The organism is Kribbella qitaiheensis (genome assembly GCF_042657745.1).
In the GTDB taxonomy this organism is placed as follows: domain Bacteria; phylum Actinomycetota; class Actinomycetes; order Propionibacteriales; family Kribbellaceae; genus Kribbella; species Kribbella qitaiheensis.
This window is the reverse complement of the sequence record NZ_JBHSKE010000062.1, coordinates 20242-37603: the sequence shown is the minus strand read 5'-3', so window position 1 is coordinate 37603 and position 17362 is coordinate 20242. Positions and strand designations below refer to the sequence as shown.

At 68.7% G+C, this 17362-nt stretch carries 16 protein-coding genes; 13 read left to right on the top strand and 3 right to left on the bottom strand.

The annotated features are described in order from the left end of the window. Positions 1-128 precede the first annotated feature (128 nt). The gene (locus ACFPJ1_RS35770) at positions 129-641 is read right to left on the bottom strand and encodes a DUF2087 domain-containing protein (protein WP_380110736.1); all 513 of its coding nucleotides are present in this window, start codon (positions 639-641) and stop codon (positions 129-131) included. 57 nt (positions 642-698) lie between these two features. Between ACFPJ1_RS35770 and ACFPJ1_RS35765 the strand changes: the two genes are divergently transcribed. From ACFPJ1_RS35765 to ACFPJ1_RS35745, 5 genes are all read left to right on the top strand, one after another. Continuing rightward, on the top strand, positions 699-2111 hold the full coding sequence (locus tag ACFPJ1_RS35765) for a P1 family peptidase (protein WP_380110735.1): 1413 nt from the start codon (positions 699-701) through the stop codon (positions 2109-2111). 445 nt (positions 2112-2556) lie between these two features. Beyond that, complete coding sequence (locus tag ACFPJ1_RS35760) at positions 2557-3216, top strand: ABC transporter ATP-binding protein (protein WP_380110838.1); 660 nt, start codon at positions 2557-2559, stop codon at positions 3214-3216. After that, a complete protein-coding gene (locus ACFPJ1_RS35755) occupies positions 3213-5120 on the top strand; it encodes an FtsX-like permease family protein (protein WP_380110734.1) in 1908 nt (635 codons plus the stop codon). The genes ACFPJ1_RS35760 and ACFPJ1_RS35755 overlap by 4 nt, the downstream gene beginning before the upstream one ends. A 52-nt stretch (positions 5121-5172) precedes the next feature. Beyond that, positions 5173-5796, top strand: a complete 624-nt coding sequence (locus ACFPJ1_RS35750) for a DUF5998 family protein (RefSeq protein ID WP_380110733.1) — start codon at positions 5173-5175, stop codon at positions 5794-5796. Positions 5797-5801: 5 nt separating this feature from the next. Then, positions 5802-6923 (top strand): alkaline phosphatase family protein, encoded by a 1122-nt coding sequence (locus tag ACFPJ1_RS35745; protein ID WP_380110732.1) that lies wholly within the window; start codon positions 5802-5804, stop codon positions 6921-6923. On the opposite strand, the gene ACFPJ1_RS35740 is transcribed toward ACFPJ1_RS35745, so the two are convergent. Further along, positions 6920-8602, bottom strand: a complete 1683-nt coding sequence (locus ACFPJ1_RS35740; RefSeq protein WP_380110731.1) for a S8 family peptidase — start codon at positions 8600-8602, stop codon at positions 6920-6922. The two genes, ACFPJ1_RS35745 and ACFPJ1_RS35740, sit on opposite strands and share 4 nt — an antisense overlap. An 83-nt stretch (positions 8603-8685) precedes the next feature. Here ACFPJ1_RS35740 and ACFPJ1_RS35735 point away from each other — a divergent pair, with 83 nt between their 5' ends. Together ACFPJ1_RS35735 and ACFPJ1_RS35730 are read left to right on the top strand one after the other, a co-directional pair. Further along, on the top strand, positions 8686-9336 hold the full coding sequence (locus ACFPJ1_RS35735) for a thymidine kinase (RefSeq protein ID WP_380110730.1): 651 nt from the start codon (positions 8686-8688) through the stop codon (positions 9334-9336). Beyond that, positions 9333-10166 (top strand): sulfurtransferase, encoded by an 834-nt coding sequence (locus tag ACFPJ1_RS35730; protein WP_380110729.1) that lies wholly within the window; start codon positions 9333-9335, stop codon positions 10164-10166. The genes ACFPJ1_RS35735 and ACFPJ1_RS35730 overlap by 4 nt, the downstream gene beginning before the upstream one ends. Before the next feature lie 214 nt (positions 10167-10380). Here ACFPJ1_RS35730 and ACFPJ1_RS35725 read toward each other — a convergent pair whose 3' ends face one another. Further along, entirely contained in the window at positions 10381-10764 is a 384-nt protein-coding gene (locus tag ACFPJ1_RS35725) for a VOC family protein (protein WP_380110728.1), read from the bottom strand. A gap of 118 nt (positions 10765-10882) precedes the next feature. Here ACFPJ1_RS35725 and ACFPJ1_RS35720 point away from each other — a divergent pair, with 118 nt between their 5' ends. The 6 genes from ACFPJ1_RS35720 to ACFPJ1_RS35695 all read left to right on the top strand — a co-directional run bounded on the left by ACFPJ1_RS35720 (position 10883) and on the right by ACFPJ1_RS35695 (position 17276). Beyond that, positions 10883-11662, top strand: coding sequence for an alpha/beta fold hydrolase (locus ACFPJ1_RS35720; protein WP_380110727.1), 780 nt, complete (start codon positions 10883-10885; stop codon positions 11660-11662). A gap of 201 nt (positions 11663-11863) precedes the next feature. Next, positions 11864-13243 carry an ABC transporter substrate-binding protein gene (locus ACFPJ1_RS35715; RefSeq protein WP_380110726.1) on the top strand — a complete coding sequence of 460 codons (1380 nt, stop codon included), beginning with the start codon at positions 11864-11866 and terminating at the stop codon, positions 13241-13243. A 4-nt stretch (positions 13244-13247) separates the two neighbouring features. Beyond that, positions 13248-14171 carry a carbohydrate ABC transporter permease gene (locus ACFPJ1_RS35710; RefSeq protein ID WP_380110725.1) on the top strand — a complete coding sequence of 308 codons (924 nt, stop codon included), beginning with the start codon at positions 13248-13250 and terminating at the stop codon, positions 14169-14171. Further along, positions 14168-15136, top strand: a complete 969-nt coding sequence (locus ACFPJ1_RS35705; RefSeq protein ID WP_380110724.1) for a carbohydrate ABC transporter permease — start codon at positions 14168-14170, stop codon at positions 15134-15136. The genes ACFPJ1_RS35710 and ACFPJ1_RS35705 overlap by 4 nt, the downstream gene beginning before the upstream one ends. Continuing rightward, a complete protein-coding gene (locus ACFPJ1_RS35700; RefSeq protein ID WP_380110723.1) occupies positions 15133-16011 on the top strand; it encodes an NAD-dependent epimerase/dehydratase family protein in 879 nt (292 codons plus the stop codon). The genes ACFPJ1_RS35705 and ACFPJ1_RS35700 overlap by 4 nt, the downstream gene beginning before the upstream one ends. Further along, complete coding sequence (locus ACFPJ1_RS35695; protein ID WP_380110722.1) at positions 16011-17276, top strand: enolase C-terminal domain-like protein; 1266 nt, start codon at positions 16011-16013, stop codon at positions 17274-17276. Before ACFPJ1_RS35700 ends, ACFPJ1_RS35695 begins: the two co-directional genes overlap by 1 nt. Positions 17277-17362 lie beyond the last annotated feature (86 nt).

The window sequence follows — 17362 nt, the reverse complement described above, 5'->3', positions numbered from 1 at the left end:
GAAGCGCACGTCGCCATAGCAATCGCGCCGAAGCGGTCGTCGGCGGTCCAGTCGGTTCGCTGTCGGTGCCCGGCGCAGACAGGTCCATCAAGATCTCTGGGCTTGGCATGTCGGCGATGAGAGGTCGTTCAGTTGGTGCGGTGGTAGATGCCGTTGGATCTGGTTAGGAGGCGGGCGTCCACGAGGAGGCGGCGGAGGGCGGCGTGGTCGGGGTGCCAGGTGTTGAGGATGGTGTTGACCTCGGCCTCGGGGTAGTCGCGGCCCGGCTCGAAGGAGTTGATCAGGTACTCGAGGACGATGCGCGTCTTGGCCGGCAAGGTCGGGAAGCCGGTCAGCCGGCCGTCGCGGATGAAGGCCTTCAGGATCGTGTCCCGGGCGGGATCCGGATCGAGGGGTTCGCGCTCGGGGCGGCTGGTGCGGATCGCCTCCTTGAAGACGTCTTCCTCGGCGTGCAGACCTTCGCGGTCGAAGCTGATCAGGCCGCTCTTGGTCAGTCGCTGCACCGCCTTCACCACCACCGCGGTGTCGAGTCCGGTGACTCCGGCGATCTGCTCCGGGTTGCGCGCGCCGAGGACGACCGCGGAGTACGTGCGCAGTCTCGACGGTTCGGCCAGTGATCCACAGAGCAGGTCGGTGTTCATGCCATCCAACGTAATGTCGGCGGCAACTGGATTTCCCAGAGATGCTAGACAGAACGCATGACGACCGAGCTGCCCGTCCCGGGTCCGCACAACGCCATCACCGACGTCCCGGGGGTGCTGGTCGGCCAGATCGAGCGCACGGATTCGCCGTACCTGACCGGTACGACGGTGGTGCACGTCCCGGCCGGGGCGGTCGCGGGCGTCGACGTGCGCGGCGGTGCGCCGGGGACGCGCGAGACCGACCTCCTCGACCCGGTGAACTCGAACCCGGGTGCGAACGCGATCGTCCTCACCGGTGGCAGCGCCTTCGGCCTCGACGCGGTCGCGGGCGCGATGTCCTGGCTCGAGGACCACGGGCAAGGCGTGCGCGTCGGACCTGGCGACAACGACGTGGTACCGATCGTCCCGGCCGCGGTGATCTTCGACCTCGGCCGCGGCGGCGCGTTCCAGGCACGCCCCGACCGCGGTTGGGCGCTCGCGGCGATCGAGGCCGCCAGTGAGGATTCCGTTGCTCAGGGCAACTATGGAGCCGGGGCCGGAGCCAGGGTAGGCGGACTCAAGGGCGGTGTCGGCTCGGCCAGTGTCCGGTTGCCTGACGGTACGACGGTCGGCGCGCTGGTGATCGTGAACGCTGTCGGCTCGGCCGTCGACAGCCAAGGTCGCCTGTACGCCGAGCGGTACGGGCTGCCGGGGGAGTTCCCCGTACTCCGGACGCCGGTCGAGCCACCACCGGCACCGCAGGGCTCTGCTCCAGGCATGAACACGGTGATTGCCGTGGTCGCCACCGACGCCCCACTCGACAAGGCGGCGACCAAGCGGATGGCGATGGTCGCCCACGACGGCCTTGCCCGAGCCATCGACCCCGTCCACACCCTCCTCGACGGCGACACCATCTTCGCCCTGTCCACCGGCAACCCCCCACCCAAACCTCGCCCCGCACCGAACCAGCCCTCGGCTGAGCAGCCCCCGCAGGGGCAGGCTGCAGCGGCGGAGGCTCAGGCGGGGGAGGCTGCAGCGGCGGAGGCTCAGGCGGGGGAGGCTGCAGCGGGGCAGGCTCAGGCGGGGGAGGCTGCAGCGGGGCAGGGTCCGGTGGAGGAGGCCTCGGCGTGGCAACCTGCGGCGGGTGAGGCTCTGGTGGGCGAGACCCTGGCGGGGCAGACCCTGGCGGGGCAGGCTCCAGCGGGGGAGGCTTCGGTTGGGGAGGCTTCCGCATCGGCTGTGGCGGCTTCGGCCTCCGCCGCCAGTGCTCCGGCCGGGCCTGGGGCGCCTGCGGCGGCTGGGGTGCCTGCGGTGTTGAGGGTGACTGATCCGGCGGCGTTGGGGCGGTTGGAAGGGGTGTTCGCGGCGGGGGCCAGTACGTTGGCGCGGGCGGTTGGGCATGCCGTGCTGGCGGCAGAGTCGGTGGAGACGCCGGAGGGAAGATTGCCGAGTTATCGGGACGCCTATCCGTCGGCGTTCTCGAACGACTAGGCCGACGTAGTTCTCGAACGGCTAAAGCAGCGTCGTTGTCGAACGGCTAGGGCGGCGTCGTTGTTGAACGACTAGGCCGGCGTACGACCAGGGGACTACGCCGGTCGGTCCGAAGGCGACCAAAGGTGTGCGGAAGACCGGTCCCGGGGCCGACGCTCCAGAACGCCGTTCGCGAAAGCCTTCCGGCATGAGCTTCCAGAGTCCCCGCACCACGCAGCCCTCGCCCAAGGCACCCCAGAACCAGTCACAGCCGTTCCACCAGCAGGATCCGCAAGCCCAGCCGATCCACTCGCAGCATCCGCAAGCCCAGCAGTTCCCGGGTCAGCCACAACAGGTCAACCCGCAGCATCCGCAAGCCCAGCAGTTCCAAACCCAGCAGTTCCAAAGCCAGCAGTTCCCGGGGCAGGCACGACAGCCCAACCCGCAAAGCTTTCAGCAACAGGGGATCGTGCTGAGTGGTCGGGGGCTGGTGAAGTACTACGGCGACGTGGTGGGGCTGGCCGGTGTCGATGTCTCCGTGCACGCGGGGGAGGCGCTGGCGGTGATGGGGCCCAGCGGCAACGGCAAGACCACGCTGCTCCACGTCCTGGCAGGCATCCTGACTCCCGACCAAGGCGAGGTCTGGCTCGGTGGTGAGCGGGTTGACCAGCTCGGCGACGCAGCCCGGACCGTACTGCGACGTCAGCGGCTCGGGTTCGTCTTCCAGGACAACCAACTGCTCGCGGAGCTCCCCGCGGACGAGAACGTGGCGCTGCCGTTGATGGTGGACGGTGTCTCGCGCCGCGAGGCGATCGGCCGGGCGCGGAACATGCTCGCCCAGGTCGGCCTGTCCGCCGAGGTCAGCCGTCGCCCCGGCGAGCTCTCCGGCGGCCAGGCCCAACGAGTCGCCATCGCCAGAGCCCTCGTCGGCGAACCCCAGGCCGTCTTCGCGGATGAGCCGACCGGTGCGCTCGACGCCGCTACCGGCGCGCAGGTGATCGACCTGCTCGTCGGCGCGGCCACCCATCGCGGCGCGGCGGTTGTCGTCGTCACCCACGACGATGCGGTGGCGGCACGCTGCCACCGCATCGTACGGATCGTCGACGGTCGGGTGAGCGAGCGATGAACCCGATGACCGACCTGGGCCTGCGATTCGTACGCCGCCCGGGACCCGGTGGCCGCGCGGCGAACCTCGCGGCCCTGGGCGCGACCGCGATCGTGGCGCTGCTCGTCAGCTTTCTGATCGCGGGTTCGCTCGGCCTAACCCACCGGTCCGACCGGATCGGCTGGTGCAACACCGACGACGGTGAGCCCAAGACCGCGGTCGGTGTCGTCAATGAGGTGCACGACATGGTCGCCGGCGACCCTGTGAACCGTGTGGACCTGGCCATCAACAACCCGAAGCGCGACGCGGAACTGCAGCCGCCTCCCGGCCTTCCGCACGCACCCAAACCAGGCGAGGCCTTCGTCTCGCCTGAGCTCGCCAAACGCTGGTCGGAGGACCTGCGCACGCGGTACAAACTCGAGCAGCCGACCGGGATCATCTCCGATGCTGGCTTGTCCTCGCCGGATGAGCTGATCGTCATCCGCGGCGTCGCGAAGGACTCACCAGGCGTCGCCCAGTCGGATCACCCGCGGTACCTCGACACCTGGCGCGGCAATGCCATGGACAGCCGCATGGCGATGCTCCTGGCCTTGGTGGCGTTCGGCATTGCTCTGGTCCTCTTCCCCCTCCTGAGCCTGGTCGGCCAAGCAGCAGGCGTCGCAGCCAAGCGCCGAGAGCACCGCCTGGCCGCGCTGCGACTGGCCGGTGCAACCAGGAGCCAGGTGCTCTGGCTGAGCGCCGTAGAGCAAGCCGTGCTCGGATTCCTCGGTGCGATCGCGGGCCTGATCGGCTACGTCGTGCTCAGCCCGCTGATCGCGCGGATCCCGCTCGGCGGCGGCCGGTGGTACCTGCACGATCTGACGCCGAGTTGGTGGGTCGCCCTCATAGTGCTCGTCGCCGTACCGGTGTTGTCGGTGGTCAGTGCGCTGATCGGGCTCGGCCGGGTCAGCATCACCCCGCTCGGCGTTGTCCGCGGCCAGACCCGGAAGTCCACCAGCGCGCTCCGGCTCGTCCTGCTGGTGATCGGCCCGATCATGCTCGCTGTGCTCGGCACCGGAGGCGCAGTACTGCCTCTGGTGATCGGCATCGGCATGGCCGCCCTCGCAGTCCGAGTGGTCGGCCCATGGGCGGTGCAGGTCATCGGCAAGTTCCTGGCCCGTACTGCGAAGGGCCCGGTGGTTCTCCTGGCCGGCAGGCGACTCGCCGACGACCCGAAGGCCGCGTTCCGGCCGGTGGCCGCGCTGGTGCTGAGCGGCTTCGTCACCGGCTTCCTCGCGCTGTTCATGCCCTACGGACTCTCCCAGGACGGCAAGGACGTCTCCTTCCAGCTCTCCACGAACCAGGGCCAGACGGCGGTCGTCGCCGAGGACGCGAGGAAGCGGCTCTCCGAGGCCGGGTTCAAAGGCGAGGTCACGACAGGCGACCAGACCGTGAACATCTCCGTCTCGACCACCGAGCGCGAGAGGCTCAGGACAGTCCTGTACGACGTGGTCCCGAGCCAGGTACCCCTGACGGACGCGGAGCGGGACAAGCAGGACGCGGGGGTCTTCCAGGACATGCGTCTCGGCGTTGCTCTGCTGCTCGGCCTGGTCTTCGTGACAGGCGCGGCCTCCACCGCCGCGGGCGCCGTAGGGACAGCCCTCGACCAGGCGGCTCCGGCCAAGGCCCTGCGCAGATCCGGCGTTCCACTGCAGGTGATCGAGCGCTCCGCCCGGCTCGCGGCCGTCGTACCGGTAGTGGCGGTCGGACTCCCGGTGGTCGGGTTCGGCGCGCTCTGCGGATTGGCGCTGAGCGGTGGACAGGTCATCACCCAGGGCAGCTCCGGCGTGATCCTGCTCCTCGGCCAGGTCGTCGTCGGCCTGGTGCTGGTCGCGGTGGCCGGCGCTGCGGGCGCACCGGTACTCCGGAAGGCCAGCGTCGGGTAGTTACCCACAGCACCGATCGGGCTCCGGGCCCGGCGCATGCAAGGATGAGGTCATGCGTGACCTGAATGCGCCGGTCCCGGAGCTCGTGGATGCCTCGTCCGAACTACGCGACGCGATCGACCGGTGCGGCTACTACCCAGACGTCGTGACGGACTCGCTCGCGATCGCCGTCGCCAAGGAACCGATCCGGGCGTTCGTGCTGCAGCACGAGCCGACGTTCGACCGCGACGAGGTGCGGCGCCACATCACCATCCTGGCGCTGACCCCGACCCGGCTGATCGTCGGGCACACCGACGAGCACGCCGCGGACGACCTGATCCGGGCGCCCTACGCGTCCACCTCGACCGAGGCGATCCCGCTCAACCGGGTGAACGCCGTGGTGGTGAACCGCGTCGTGCCGAACCCGGCCGGCTACGCCTCCAAGGCCTCCGGCGGCAAGGCCGACCCCGCGGCGGGTGGTGAGGTCGTGCTCACTATCGGCTGGGGCATGGTGAACCGGATCGACCTCGAGCCCGCGGTCTGCGCCGACCCCAACTGCGAGGCCGACCACGGCTACACCGGGTCCGTCGCCGCCGACGACATCTCCCTGCGGATCAGTGCCGCCGCCGACGGCCCCGCAGGCATCCAGCAGGTGCTCGACTTCGCGGCAGCGCTGTCCTTCGCGACCAGTAGGTAGGGCCGATGTCCGACCCCACGCCGGTCCTGCCTGCTTATGGCGGCGGGTCGCTCGCGGACGTGCTGCCGTCGGTCGCCGGCGCCCTGTCCGTGCCGAACGAGCTGAACCTGCTCGGCCTGCCACCAGCACCCCGGTACGCCGTACTGCTGCTCGACGGGCTCGGGTGGAATCTCCTGCGCCGCAACGCCGAGCTCGCGCCGTACCTGTCCTCGCTGACCGGCAGGAGCCTGACAGCGGGCGTGCCGTCGACCACCGCAGCGAGTCTGAGCAGTCTGGGCACCGGTCTTCCGCCAGGGGCGCACGGGATCGTCGGCTACACCTCGATCGTGCCGGAGACGGGTGCACTGCTGAACGCGCTCGCCTGGGATGCTCCGGTCGATCCGCGGAAGTGGCAGCCACACCGGACCGTGTTCGAGCGGGTCGCCGCGGCCGGTGTTGCCACCCGCAACGTCAGCAAGGCCCGCTTCGACACGTCGGGACTCACAGCGGCCGCCTTCCGCGGAAGTGCCCATCGCGGCGCGGACACCGTGGAGGATCGCCTCGACGCCACCAGGTTCGCGAGTCGCGAAGGCAAGTCGTCGCTGGTCTACGTGTACGACTCGCAGCTCGACTACACCGGTCATGGCCAGGGGAGTGAGTCCTGGCAGTGGCGCAAGGAGTTGGCCGCTGCCGACGCGTTCGCATCCCAGGTCCGCTCCGCTCTGCCGCGGGACGCCGTGCTCGTAGTGGTCGCCGATCACGGCATGATCGATGTGGCACCGGAGAACCGGATCGACCTCGACGCGGAGCCTGCGCTCACGGAGGGCCTGCAGTTGATCGGTGGCGAGTCCAGGTTCCGTCACCTGTACTGCGTGGACGGCGCGGCGGACGACGTACTGGCGACGTACCGCGAGCGGCTGGGCGACAAGGGGCTGGTGGTGAGCCGTGACGACGCCGTCGCCCGCGGGTGGTTCGGGCCAGTCGAGGAGCGGGTCGCGCCGCGGCTCGGTGACGTCATCGTCGCCTCGCTGGGCCCAGTCGCGCTGGTGGCCTCACGGCGTTATCCGCAGGAGGCCGGGCTGATCGGCCTGCACGGCTCGCTCACCGAGGACGAGATGGCGATCCCGCTCCTCGTCGACGCGGGCTAGAAGCTCCAGACGTTCCAGAAGAAGCTCGTCTGCGCGGTCTTCGCCTCGGCGTCCCGTGCGGTCACGGTCACCTTGTAGCGACCTGCCCCGGGAGTCAGGACGCCGGTGATCCAGCCGCGCTCGTGATCGATGGTCAGGCCGGGCGGCAGACCGGTCGCGGTGTAGCTCATCTCGCCGGTGCTGCTCAGGCCCTTGATCAGCAACGGGATTGCCGGAAGTCCGCCGAATCCCAATTGGTCCGACGGCTTCGTGATGCTGACTCCGACCCGGGGAGCCTGATCGACGGCGCCGACCGCCTCGGCCGCGTCGACGAGCCCCTCGCCGTAGTACGAGTTGTTCGCGTCGGAGCCCGTGCATTCGCCACCCGAGGCGACAGGACACGGCAGGTCGTTCGCCTGCGCTCCCAACCGAGCCCGGACCTCCTGAGCCGTCATTTTCGGATTCGTACTGCGCACGAGCGCCGCGACACCCGCCACGTGCGGCGAGGCCATCGACGTACCCTGCAAGGTCTGGTAGCCGCCACCCGGGACGGTCGAGTAGACGTTCTCGCCGGGCGCGGCGATCGTGATCTTGTTCGAGCCGTAGTTCGAGAAGTTCGACTTGACGCTGGTCGAGGGGTTGATCGAGGCCACCTCGACCACGTTCGGCAGCTCGCCCGGGAGGTTGAGGCAGTCGTTGGAGACCTGCCGCAGCGCCGGCTCCGAGTCGTTGGGGCTGCTCTCGTCGAGAGATTTCGCGGCGAGGTTGTAGTCCTCGTTGCCCGCGGCCGAGACGTTCACGACGCCCTTGGAGTCCGCGTAGGCGACCGAGCGCCGGACTGCTTCCAGGATCGCGTCCTGGTCGGGATCGTTCGGGCAGACGAACATCCACGGGTCGGTGTAGTAGCTGTTGTTCGTGACCGAGACACCCTTGTCGGCCGCGAAGACGAAGGCGCAGACCGTGTTCTCCGGGAAGAACAACGTGCTGCCCGCCTCCGCCACCCGGATCGAAGACACCTTCACGCCCGGCGCGACACCGGTCATGCCCTTGCCGTCCTTGGCGGCGGCGATCGTCCCGGCGACGTGCGTGCCGTGTTCGTTGACCGGCCGCCACGAGCCTGGCCGTTCATCGACCTTGCCGTAGGCGCAGGACGCGGATTTGGACGCGTCGAAGTTCGCTTTCAGGTCTGGGTGCTGGTCGTCGACTCCGGTGTCGAGCACGCCGACGGTGATCGCCTGGGAGCCAGGGTTCACGGCCCAGGCCTTGTCCGCGCCGATCGCGGTCATGTCCGGGCGGGGGACCTCCGGGGTGGTGTCGGGGACCTCGTTCAAGGCCGGCGGGATCGCCGGGTTCGCGACGGCAGCCGGCAGGTCCGAGGTCCGCGTCGCGCCGACCTTCTGGACTCCGCTCACCGTGCGCATCTCGGTGGCGAACTCCGGGTTGGCCGAGTGGACCACCAGCACGCCGATCGGGTCGTACGCGGCGTACACCGAGCCGGCGTTGGTACCGACGGCTCCGACCACGGAGCCGGTCTGGTTCGGTTCGGTGATGACGAAGTACGCGCGCAGTCCGGCCTCGCTCCGCGTCGGTGCCGCCACGGACGGCAGCGCGGCGGCCGTCAGCAGCAGGCTGAGCGAGAGAGCAAGACAGATCAGGGCTTTGCGCACGATCAAGTAGAACCCGCAGAAGGTCCAGAACAAAGCCGACGGTCCACGACTGCGATCACGGCTCCGTGTCCCCCCGGTGTCGTCGACGGCTCGACGACTTGGCAGGATGTGCGCCCGTGGCTGACCTGCTCTACTTCACCGGGACCATGGACTGCGGCAAGTCCACGCTGGCGCTGCAGATGGATCACAACCACGCGGCCCGCGGCCGACTGGGCAGGATCTTCACCAGCAACGACCGGGCCGGCGAGGCGACGCTGTCGTCGCGGCTCGGCCTCGAGGCGGACGCGATCGAGGTCAAGCCGGACTTCGACTTCTGGCAGTACGTGGTCGACGAGCTCACCCAGGGTGGCCGGATCGACTACGTGGTCTGCGACGAGGCGCAGTTCTACCAGGCCGAGCAGATCGAGCAGCTGGCGCGGCTGGTGGACGAGTTGCAGATCGACGTCTTCTGCTTCGGCATCCTGACCGACTTCCGCGCGCGGATGTTCCCCGGCTCGGCCCGGCTGGTAGAGCTCGCCGACCGGATGGAACTCCTCCAGGTCGAGGCACTGTGCTGGTGCGGTGAACGCGCTACCCACAATGCCCGGACCGTAGGCGGCGAGATGGTCACCGAAGGCGAGCAACTGGTCGTCGGCGACATGGTCACGAACGCGGCCGACGTGGCGTACGAGGTGCTCTGCCGACGCCACCACCGGCGCCGCCTGACCGCCGCGCGCGCCCGCGCCACCCTGTCACCTGAGGTACTCCCGTTCGGAGGCGCCGTATGAACCCGCTGATCTCTGCCGACTCCTTGGCGGCCGAGTTGCGGTCGGCCACCGACCGCCCCGTCGTCTTCGACGCCACCTGGAACCTGGCCGGCCCGCCCGGCCGCGAGGCCTACGACGCCGGCCACCTGCCCGGGGCGTACTTCGTCGACCTGGACACCGAGCTCGCCGGTCCGCCCGGTGCCGGTGGCCGCCACCCGTTGCCTGAGGCAAGCGTCGTAGAGGCCGCGCTGCGCCGGGCCGGGGTCGATGCCGGCACCCCGGTGGTCGTGTACGACGCGGCGAACTCGACGGCGGCGGCTCGTGCCTGGTGGATCTTCCGGTACTTCGGCGTCCGCGACGTCCACGTGCTCGACGGCGGTCTTGCCGGGTGGCAAGAGGCCGGGGGAGAGGTGACCACCGCGGTTCCCTCGGACGGCAACGGGTCCTTCGTCGCGTCACCTGGGCAGGTCCCGATGCTCGACGCGGAAGGTGCCGCCGCGGTGGCGGAGTCGGGCGTACTGCTGGACGCCCGGGCGCCGGAGCGGTTCGCCGGCGAGGTCGAGCCGATGGACAAGGTCGCCGGACACATCCCGGGCGCGGTCAACGCCCCGACCACCGCCAACGTCGATGCCACCGGCCACTTCCTCCCCGCCGAGGAACTCCGCGCACGCTTCGCCGGACTCGGCGTCTCCTCGGAGGGCGAGACCGGCGTGTACTGCGGGTCCGGGGTGACTGCGGCGCACGAGGCACTCGCGCTCGAGGTCGCCGGAGTACAGGCACCCGTCTATGTCGGCTCGTGGTCCGAGTGGATCACCGACCCGGCACGGCCGATCGCCACCGGCAAGGACTGACCTTTCCTTCCTGAAGGCCTCGGTCGGCGCCGGCGCGCTGCTCGCCGTACCGGGAGCCGCCGCGGCGGCCACCCGCGGAACCCAGGCCGTGGTCACCAACAAGGTGGCCGATCTGGCCGTACCGCGTCATGCAGTTCCGCGTCCGCGGCTTCGGCTGAGTGGCTCGAACCCTGCGCGGTCGGACAGCTCGCGCAGGGTTCGAACCGCCGTACGGTCAGGCGGGCCCGGCGACGCCGATGAGGTTGCCTTCGGGGTCGGTGAACTGCCCGACGATCAGCTTGCCCGGGACGCCTTCGGGACCCATCAAACGAGTGCCGCCCAGGGACTCCGCCTTCTGGAGGGCTTCCTCGACGTTGGGCACGCCGACGTAGAAGAGCGCCTTCGGCGAGTGGTTCTTGCCGCCGCCGACTCCGCCGTTCAAACCGTTGCCGTCACCCGTGGTGGTGCCGTTGACGAAGCCGTAGTTGCCGGGCTCCGACACCGCCTCGGTCACCGCGTCGTCGGTGCTGTACTCCCACCCGAACAACTCGCCGTAGTAGTTCCTCAGTCCAGCCGGGTCGCTACCGATGATCTCGAAGTGCACTACCGCGTCGGCCATCTGTTTCCTCCTGCTCAGAGCGTTCGTTGTCACCCGGTACGTCGTACCCCCGAGCGGCCTTTTCGACATTCCGTACCCTCTGACACGGACGAAGACCGGCGACGGAAGGTTGTGCGGCATGGGCGAGTACGTGGACGCGGGCGGCGTCCGGATGTACTACGAAGTACACGGCGAAGGTGATCCGGTGCTGTTGCTGCACGGCGGCGGTGGGACCGCCGACAGCTGGCTCGCCCAGGTGCGCGGCCTGGCCGGCCAGTACCGCGTGTACGTGCCCGAGCGCAGGGGACACGGCAGGTCACCCGATGTCGAGGGCCCGGTGACGATGGAGCTGATGGCGGCGGATACCGCCGCGTTCATGGCGGCTCTCGGGATCGGGTCCGCGTCTGTGATCGGCTGGAGCGACGGCGGCAAGGTGGCTGCCCGTCTGGCGCTGAGCCGGCCGGAGTTGGTGCGGAAGCTCGTCCTGATCGGGACCGAGCTCACCCGGGACGGCGCCACGCCCGCGGGAGACGCGCTCTTCACGGACGAGGGCCTAGCGGAGTTGGCCTCCCTCTTCCGGCCGCAGTACGAGCCGTTGTCGCCGGACGGGCCGGTGCACTTCCCGGTCGTGTTCGACAAGTGGGCGCGGATGTGGCTGACGATGCCCGACCTCGACCTGGCCGACCTGAAGGCGCTGACGATGCCGGTGCTGGTGATGCAGGGCGATGACGACGGGGTCCGGATCGAGCACAGCGTGGCCGTGGCGAAGGCGATTCCCGACGCCCAACTGGCCGTCGTACCGGGCACGTCGCACGCGCTGCCGATCGAGAAGCCGGGGCTGGTGAACCAGTTGCTGGTGGACTTCCTCAGCGACCAGCAGAAGCCGAAGTACATGCCGATGGGGGCGCTTGACCAGTAGGCGCGGAGCGCGCGGACAGCCGCCGCGGCGAACGGTTTCCCCGCGGCGGCGGACGGACTCGAGAGGTGTTCGAACCGTGACCGAACTGGCCATTGATAAAGTAACACGCATGGTTTAACTTACTCGGAAATTGGGCTTCTGTGGCCCAGACCACACCCCTGAACCGCCCGCTGGTGGGGGGCGGAAACCTGAGGAGTTCCGATGACGAGAACGGCAAGGCTGGTCGTGGCACTGACCTCGGCAGCCGCGCTGCTGACTGCGGCAGCCTGTGCGGACGGAAGCACCCCCGCGGCGACCACTAGCGGATCGGTCGACGAGAACGCTCCCGTCACGATCACGGTCGGGAACCGGCCGAAGCCGGACAAGCCGGCCGACGTCGCCACGTTCGACCGCAACGTGAAGAAGTTCACCGACGCGCACCCGAACATCACCGTGAAGTCGACCGAGACGGAGTGGGACGCGCAGACCTTCCAGGCCCAGGTGGCCGGCGGATCGTTGCCGACGGTGATGAGCATCAGCTTCACCGAGCCGCTGAACATGATCCCGAACAAGCAACTGCCCGACATCACCGACGAGCTGAAGCTGGTCGACCTGACCAAGGATCTCAACCCCGAGACGCTCAAGCTGGTCTCCGACGACAAGGGCCGGATCTACGGCGTGCCGTTCGAGGCCTTCTCCGTCGGACTCGCCTACAACCGGGCGTTGTTCAAGCAGGCCGGCCTGGACCCGGACAAGCCGCCGACGAACTGGGAGGAGGTCCGGCAGTACGCCAAGCAGATCACCGAGAAGACCGGCAAGGCCGGCTACGCGCAGCTGACCAAGGACAACACCGGTGGCTGGATGCTCACCACGATGACCTACAGCATGGGCGGCACCGTCCAGAGTGACGACGGCAAGAAGAGCACCTTCAACGACGCGCCGACCAAGAAGGCGCTGCAGTTGCTGAAGGACATGCGCTGGACCGACAACACGATGGGCACCAACTTCCTCTACAACCAGGAAGAGGCCCGGCAGGACTTCGCCGCCGGCAAGATCGGCATGATCATGCAGGCGCCGGACGCCTACGACATGTGCGTGAAGAACTTCGACATGTTGCCGGCCGACTTCGGCGAGGGCGCGCTGCCGCAGGACGGCGGCCCGTTCGGCACGCTGACCGGTGGCTCGATCAAGATGATCAACCCGAAGTCGAGCAAGAACGAGATCGTCGCCGCGCTGAAGTGGATCAAGTCGCAGGAGTTCGACAAGTACACCGACCAGACGGTGGCGATCCAGAACGCCAAGGACGCCATCGCGGACAAGGGCTTCGTCGGACGGCCGGGCGTCACGCCGCTGAGCCAGGAGACCTACGACCAGTACAACAAGTGGCGCGAGCCCTACAACAACGTGCCGGTCGAACAGTTCAAGGGCTACGTCGAGTCGACCAAGTCGCTCAAGCTGCTGCCGGAGCCGTCGAACAAGGGACAAGAGGTCTACGCGCTGCTCGACCCGGTCGTGCAGCAGGTGCTGACCAAGAAGGACGCGGACATCGACAAGTTACTCTCCGACGCCGCTTCGAAGATCGACGCCCGCCTGGCGCGGTAGTCCGATGGCTGTCCTCACCCGCAACCCTGCTTCTCAGTCCGGCCGGAGCCTTTCCACCTGGTTCCGCTCCGGCGGGCTGAGCAGTATCGTCTTCGCGCTGCCCCTGGTGCTGACCTTCCTGTACTTCTCCTGGGGCCCGATCGTGCGTGGGCTGGTGCTCAGTTTCCAGAAGAACAACCTCGTCACCACACCGGAGTGGGTCGGCTGGTCGAACTTCAGCTATGTGCTGACCGACCCGCAGCTCCCGCAGGCGACCCAGAACACCCTGTACTTCGCTGTGCTCGCGCTGATCTTCGGCTTTCCGGTGCCGTTGTTCCTGGCGGTGTTCATCAGCGAGCTGCGCAGTACCGGCTGGCTCTACAACGTGCTCTCCTACCTGCCGGCGGTGGTACCGCCGGTGGTCGCGATCCTGCTCTGGAAGATCTTCTACGACCCCGGCACGTCGGGGCTGTTCAACACGGTCCTCGGCTGGTTCGGGATCGGGCCGTTCGCCTGGCTGAACTCGCCCGACCTGGCGATGCCGGCGATCGTGCTGGAGGCGACCTGGGCCGGTGCGGGCGCCACCGCGATCATCTACCTGGCCGCGCTGACCGGAGTACGGACCGAGTTGTACGAGGCGGCCGAGCTGGACGGCGCCGGGATCTGGCGGCGGGTCTGGCACGTCACCATTCCGCAGATCCGCGGAATCATCCTGATCATGATGCTGCTGCAGCTGATCGGCACGTTCCAGGTGTTCACCGAGCCGTTCCTGTTCACCGGCGGCGGTCCGGACAACGCGACCACCACCATCCTGCTGCTGATCTACCGGTATGCGTTCATCAACGGCGACTTCGGTGCCGCCACCGCGCTCAGCGTGCTGCTCGCGCTGGTGCTGTGCGTGCTGTCGGTCGTGTACCACTTCCTCACCCGGCGTTGGAGCACGACATGACGAGTCTCCCGATCACCGAAGAACAGGTCGCCACCACGCCGGAGGAGGCGACCCCGGCCACCACACGCAAACGCCGTACGGCGGAACCGCAGGAGCGCGGGATCATCTCGCACGCCGACCGGCGCCGATCGCTGGTCCAGTACGGGTTGCCGGTCATCCAGGTGCTGCTGTTCGTCGGCGTCGTGATCGCCGGTGTGGGGCCGTTGCTCTGGCTGCTGAAGTCCGGCTTGTCGACCAGCCAGGACATCCTCCGCGGCCCGCTTGAGCTGTGGCCGTCCGGTATCCAGTGGCAGAACATCCCGAACGCGTGGAACCAGGTGCAGATCGGCTCGTACCTGGGCAACACGGCGATCATCGCGATCGGCTCGCTGATCTCGACGTTGTTCGTCTGTACGACGGGTGCCTTCGTGCTGAGCGTGCTCCGGCCCAAGTGGGGGCCGGTGATCACGGGCGCGGTGCTCGCCACGCTCTTCCTGCCCGGCGTGATCTCGCTGGTCCCGCTCTATCTGACCATCCTCAAGATGCCTGTGCTCGGGGTGAACCTGCAGAACACTTTCTGGGCGGTGTGGCTGCCGCAGGCGGCGGGTGCGTTCAACATCCTGGTGATGAAGCGGTACTTCGACGCGATCCCGCGGGAGCTGATCGAGGCGGCGCGGATCGACGGCGCGAGCAACCTGAGGCTCTTCACGGCCCTGATCCTGCCGATGTCGAAGCCGATCATCGGGGTGGTCGCGCTGCTCACCGTGATCGGATCGTGGAAGGACTACCTCTGGCCGCTGCTGGTGCTGCCGGACCCGAAGATGCAACCGATCTCGGTGGCGCTGCCGCGAGTGGCGCAGACCACGGAACTCTCCCTGCAGATGAGCGCGTTGTTCCTGGCGGTCCTGATCCCTGTGGTGCTCTTCTTGGTATTCCAGAAGCAGTTCCTCAGAGGTGTCGGGATGTCGGGAGGTATCAAGGAGTGAACTCTCCATTGGCAGGGCGCCGGGTGCTGGTGACGGGCGCTGCGGGGCGGATCGGTTCCGTCACGACGCGTCACCTGAGCGAGCTGGGCGCCCTGGTGACGGCCTTGACGATCGTCGAGGATCCCGAGCTCAAGGCCGACCGGGTGGTCGTCGGCGACACCAGGTCGGAGGGCGATGTCGCGGCCGCGCTCGCGGACGTGGATCTCGTGGTGCACCTCGCCGCTCTCGCGCACCCGTCGGCCGGTACGCCGTACGACGTCTACAGCACCAACGTCGTGTCGACCTTCAACGTGCTCGCCCAGGCGGGCGCGCTCGGCGTCAAGCGCGCGGTGGTTGCCAGCAGCATCAACGCGTTCGGGGTGCCGTTCAACCCGCACGACATCCGGCCGGCCTACTACCCGCTGGACGAGAAGATCCCCTCCGACGTCGCCGACTGGTACTCGTTGTCGAAGCAGAACGACGAGAACACCTGCCGGATGGCCTGGCGGCAGTGGGGGATCGACGTCGTGTCGTTCCGCTTCCCGCACGTGAACTCCGCCGACGTGCTGCAGCGACTGGCCGACGGCCACGCGAAGAATCCGGCGGCCGGCGTCCGCGAGGGCTGGAGCTACCTCGACACCCGCGACGCCGCGCGCGCGATCGAGCTGGGGCTGACCGCATCGTTGTCCGGGGCGTACACGTTCTTCGTCGCCGCCGACACCACCAACGCACCGTACGAGACGGAGGCACTGCTGGACGCCTTCGCGCCGGGTGTGCCCCGGCTGCGGCGGTTCGTCGGGCGCGAGGTACCGATGGATCTGACCGCCGCACGTACCGTGCTCGGCTTCCAGGCGCAGTACGAGCTCGACCTTCCCACTCACAAACTGGAGATTTGATGCCGCACGAGACGCCCGCCACCTTCACCCAGCCCTGGCCGGTCCGCGACGAGGTCCGGATCCGCTCGGTCAAGGCGATCGTGACCGCGCCGGAGGGGATCCCGCTGGTGGTGGTGAAGATCGACACCACCGAGCCGGGGTTGTACGGCCTGGGCTGCGCCACCTTCACCCAGCGGTGGAAGGCGGTGCAGACGTTCGTCGACGAGCACCTGGCGCGGTTGCTGATCGGCCGCTACCCGGGCGACATCGGCGACCTCGTCCGGCTCGCCGGGTTCTCCGGCTACTGGCGGGGCGGCCCGGTGACGAACAACGCGATCTCGGGCATCGACCAGGCGCTGTGGGACATCGCCGGCAAGCGCGCGGGGATGCCGGTCTACGAACTGCTCGGTGGCAAGGTCCGGGCCGCGGCCGACACCTACATCCACGCCGGCGGCATCACCATCGACGAGACGATCGACCAGGCGAAGGAGTTCGTCGCGCAGGGCTGGCGCCACGTCCGCCTGCAGGTGTCCACCCCGGGCGGCGGCGGGTACGGCGCACCCCGGCTCGCCACGCTGTACCCGGACGCGCCGTACCGGAACGGCTGGAGCGCCCGCGACTACCTCCGTACGACGCCCGACCTGTTCGCCGCGGCCAGGCAGTCCCTGCCGGACAACGTCGAACTGCTCCACGACGTGCACTCCCGGCTGACTCCGAAGGAAGCTGTGCTGCTGGCTCGTTCGCTCGAGCCGTACCGGTTGTTCTTCCTCGAGGACGTGCTGGCGCCTGAGCACTGGGACCGGCTGCCGGAGGTGCGTGCGGCGTCGCCCGTGCCGTTGGCGGTCGGCGAGCTGACCACCTCGATGGGCGACGCAGTACGGCTGGTCCGCGATGGCGGGGTCGACTTCATCCGCTCCCACATCTCCGACATCGGCGGCCTGACCGCGGCCCGCAAGATCGCGGACCTCGCCGAGCTCTGCGGTGTCCGTACCGCGTGGCACGGTCCGGGTGACACCTCGCCGATCGGCGCCGCGGCCAACGTGGCGCTCGACGTGAGCTCGGTGGCGTTCGGCATCCAGGAGGGCCACATCTACAACGACGCCACCCAGGAGGTGTTCCCCGGGACACTGCGGATCGAGGACGGCTGGCTGCGGCCGAACGAGGCGCCGGGCTGGGGGATCGACGTCGATCTGGAGGCTGCCGCCCGTTATCCGGCGCAGTTGTCCGGCCACGACGAGTGGGCGGCCGGCGTACGGCGGATCGACGGAGCTTTGGAGGCTCCCTGACTTGTCGGCGCAGTTGAACGCCACAGGCGGTCGTGGTGGGTAGCATCGCGGCTAACCCGTGGGGGGCCACGGTGGGCACTGAGGAT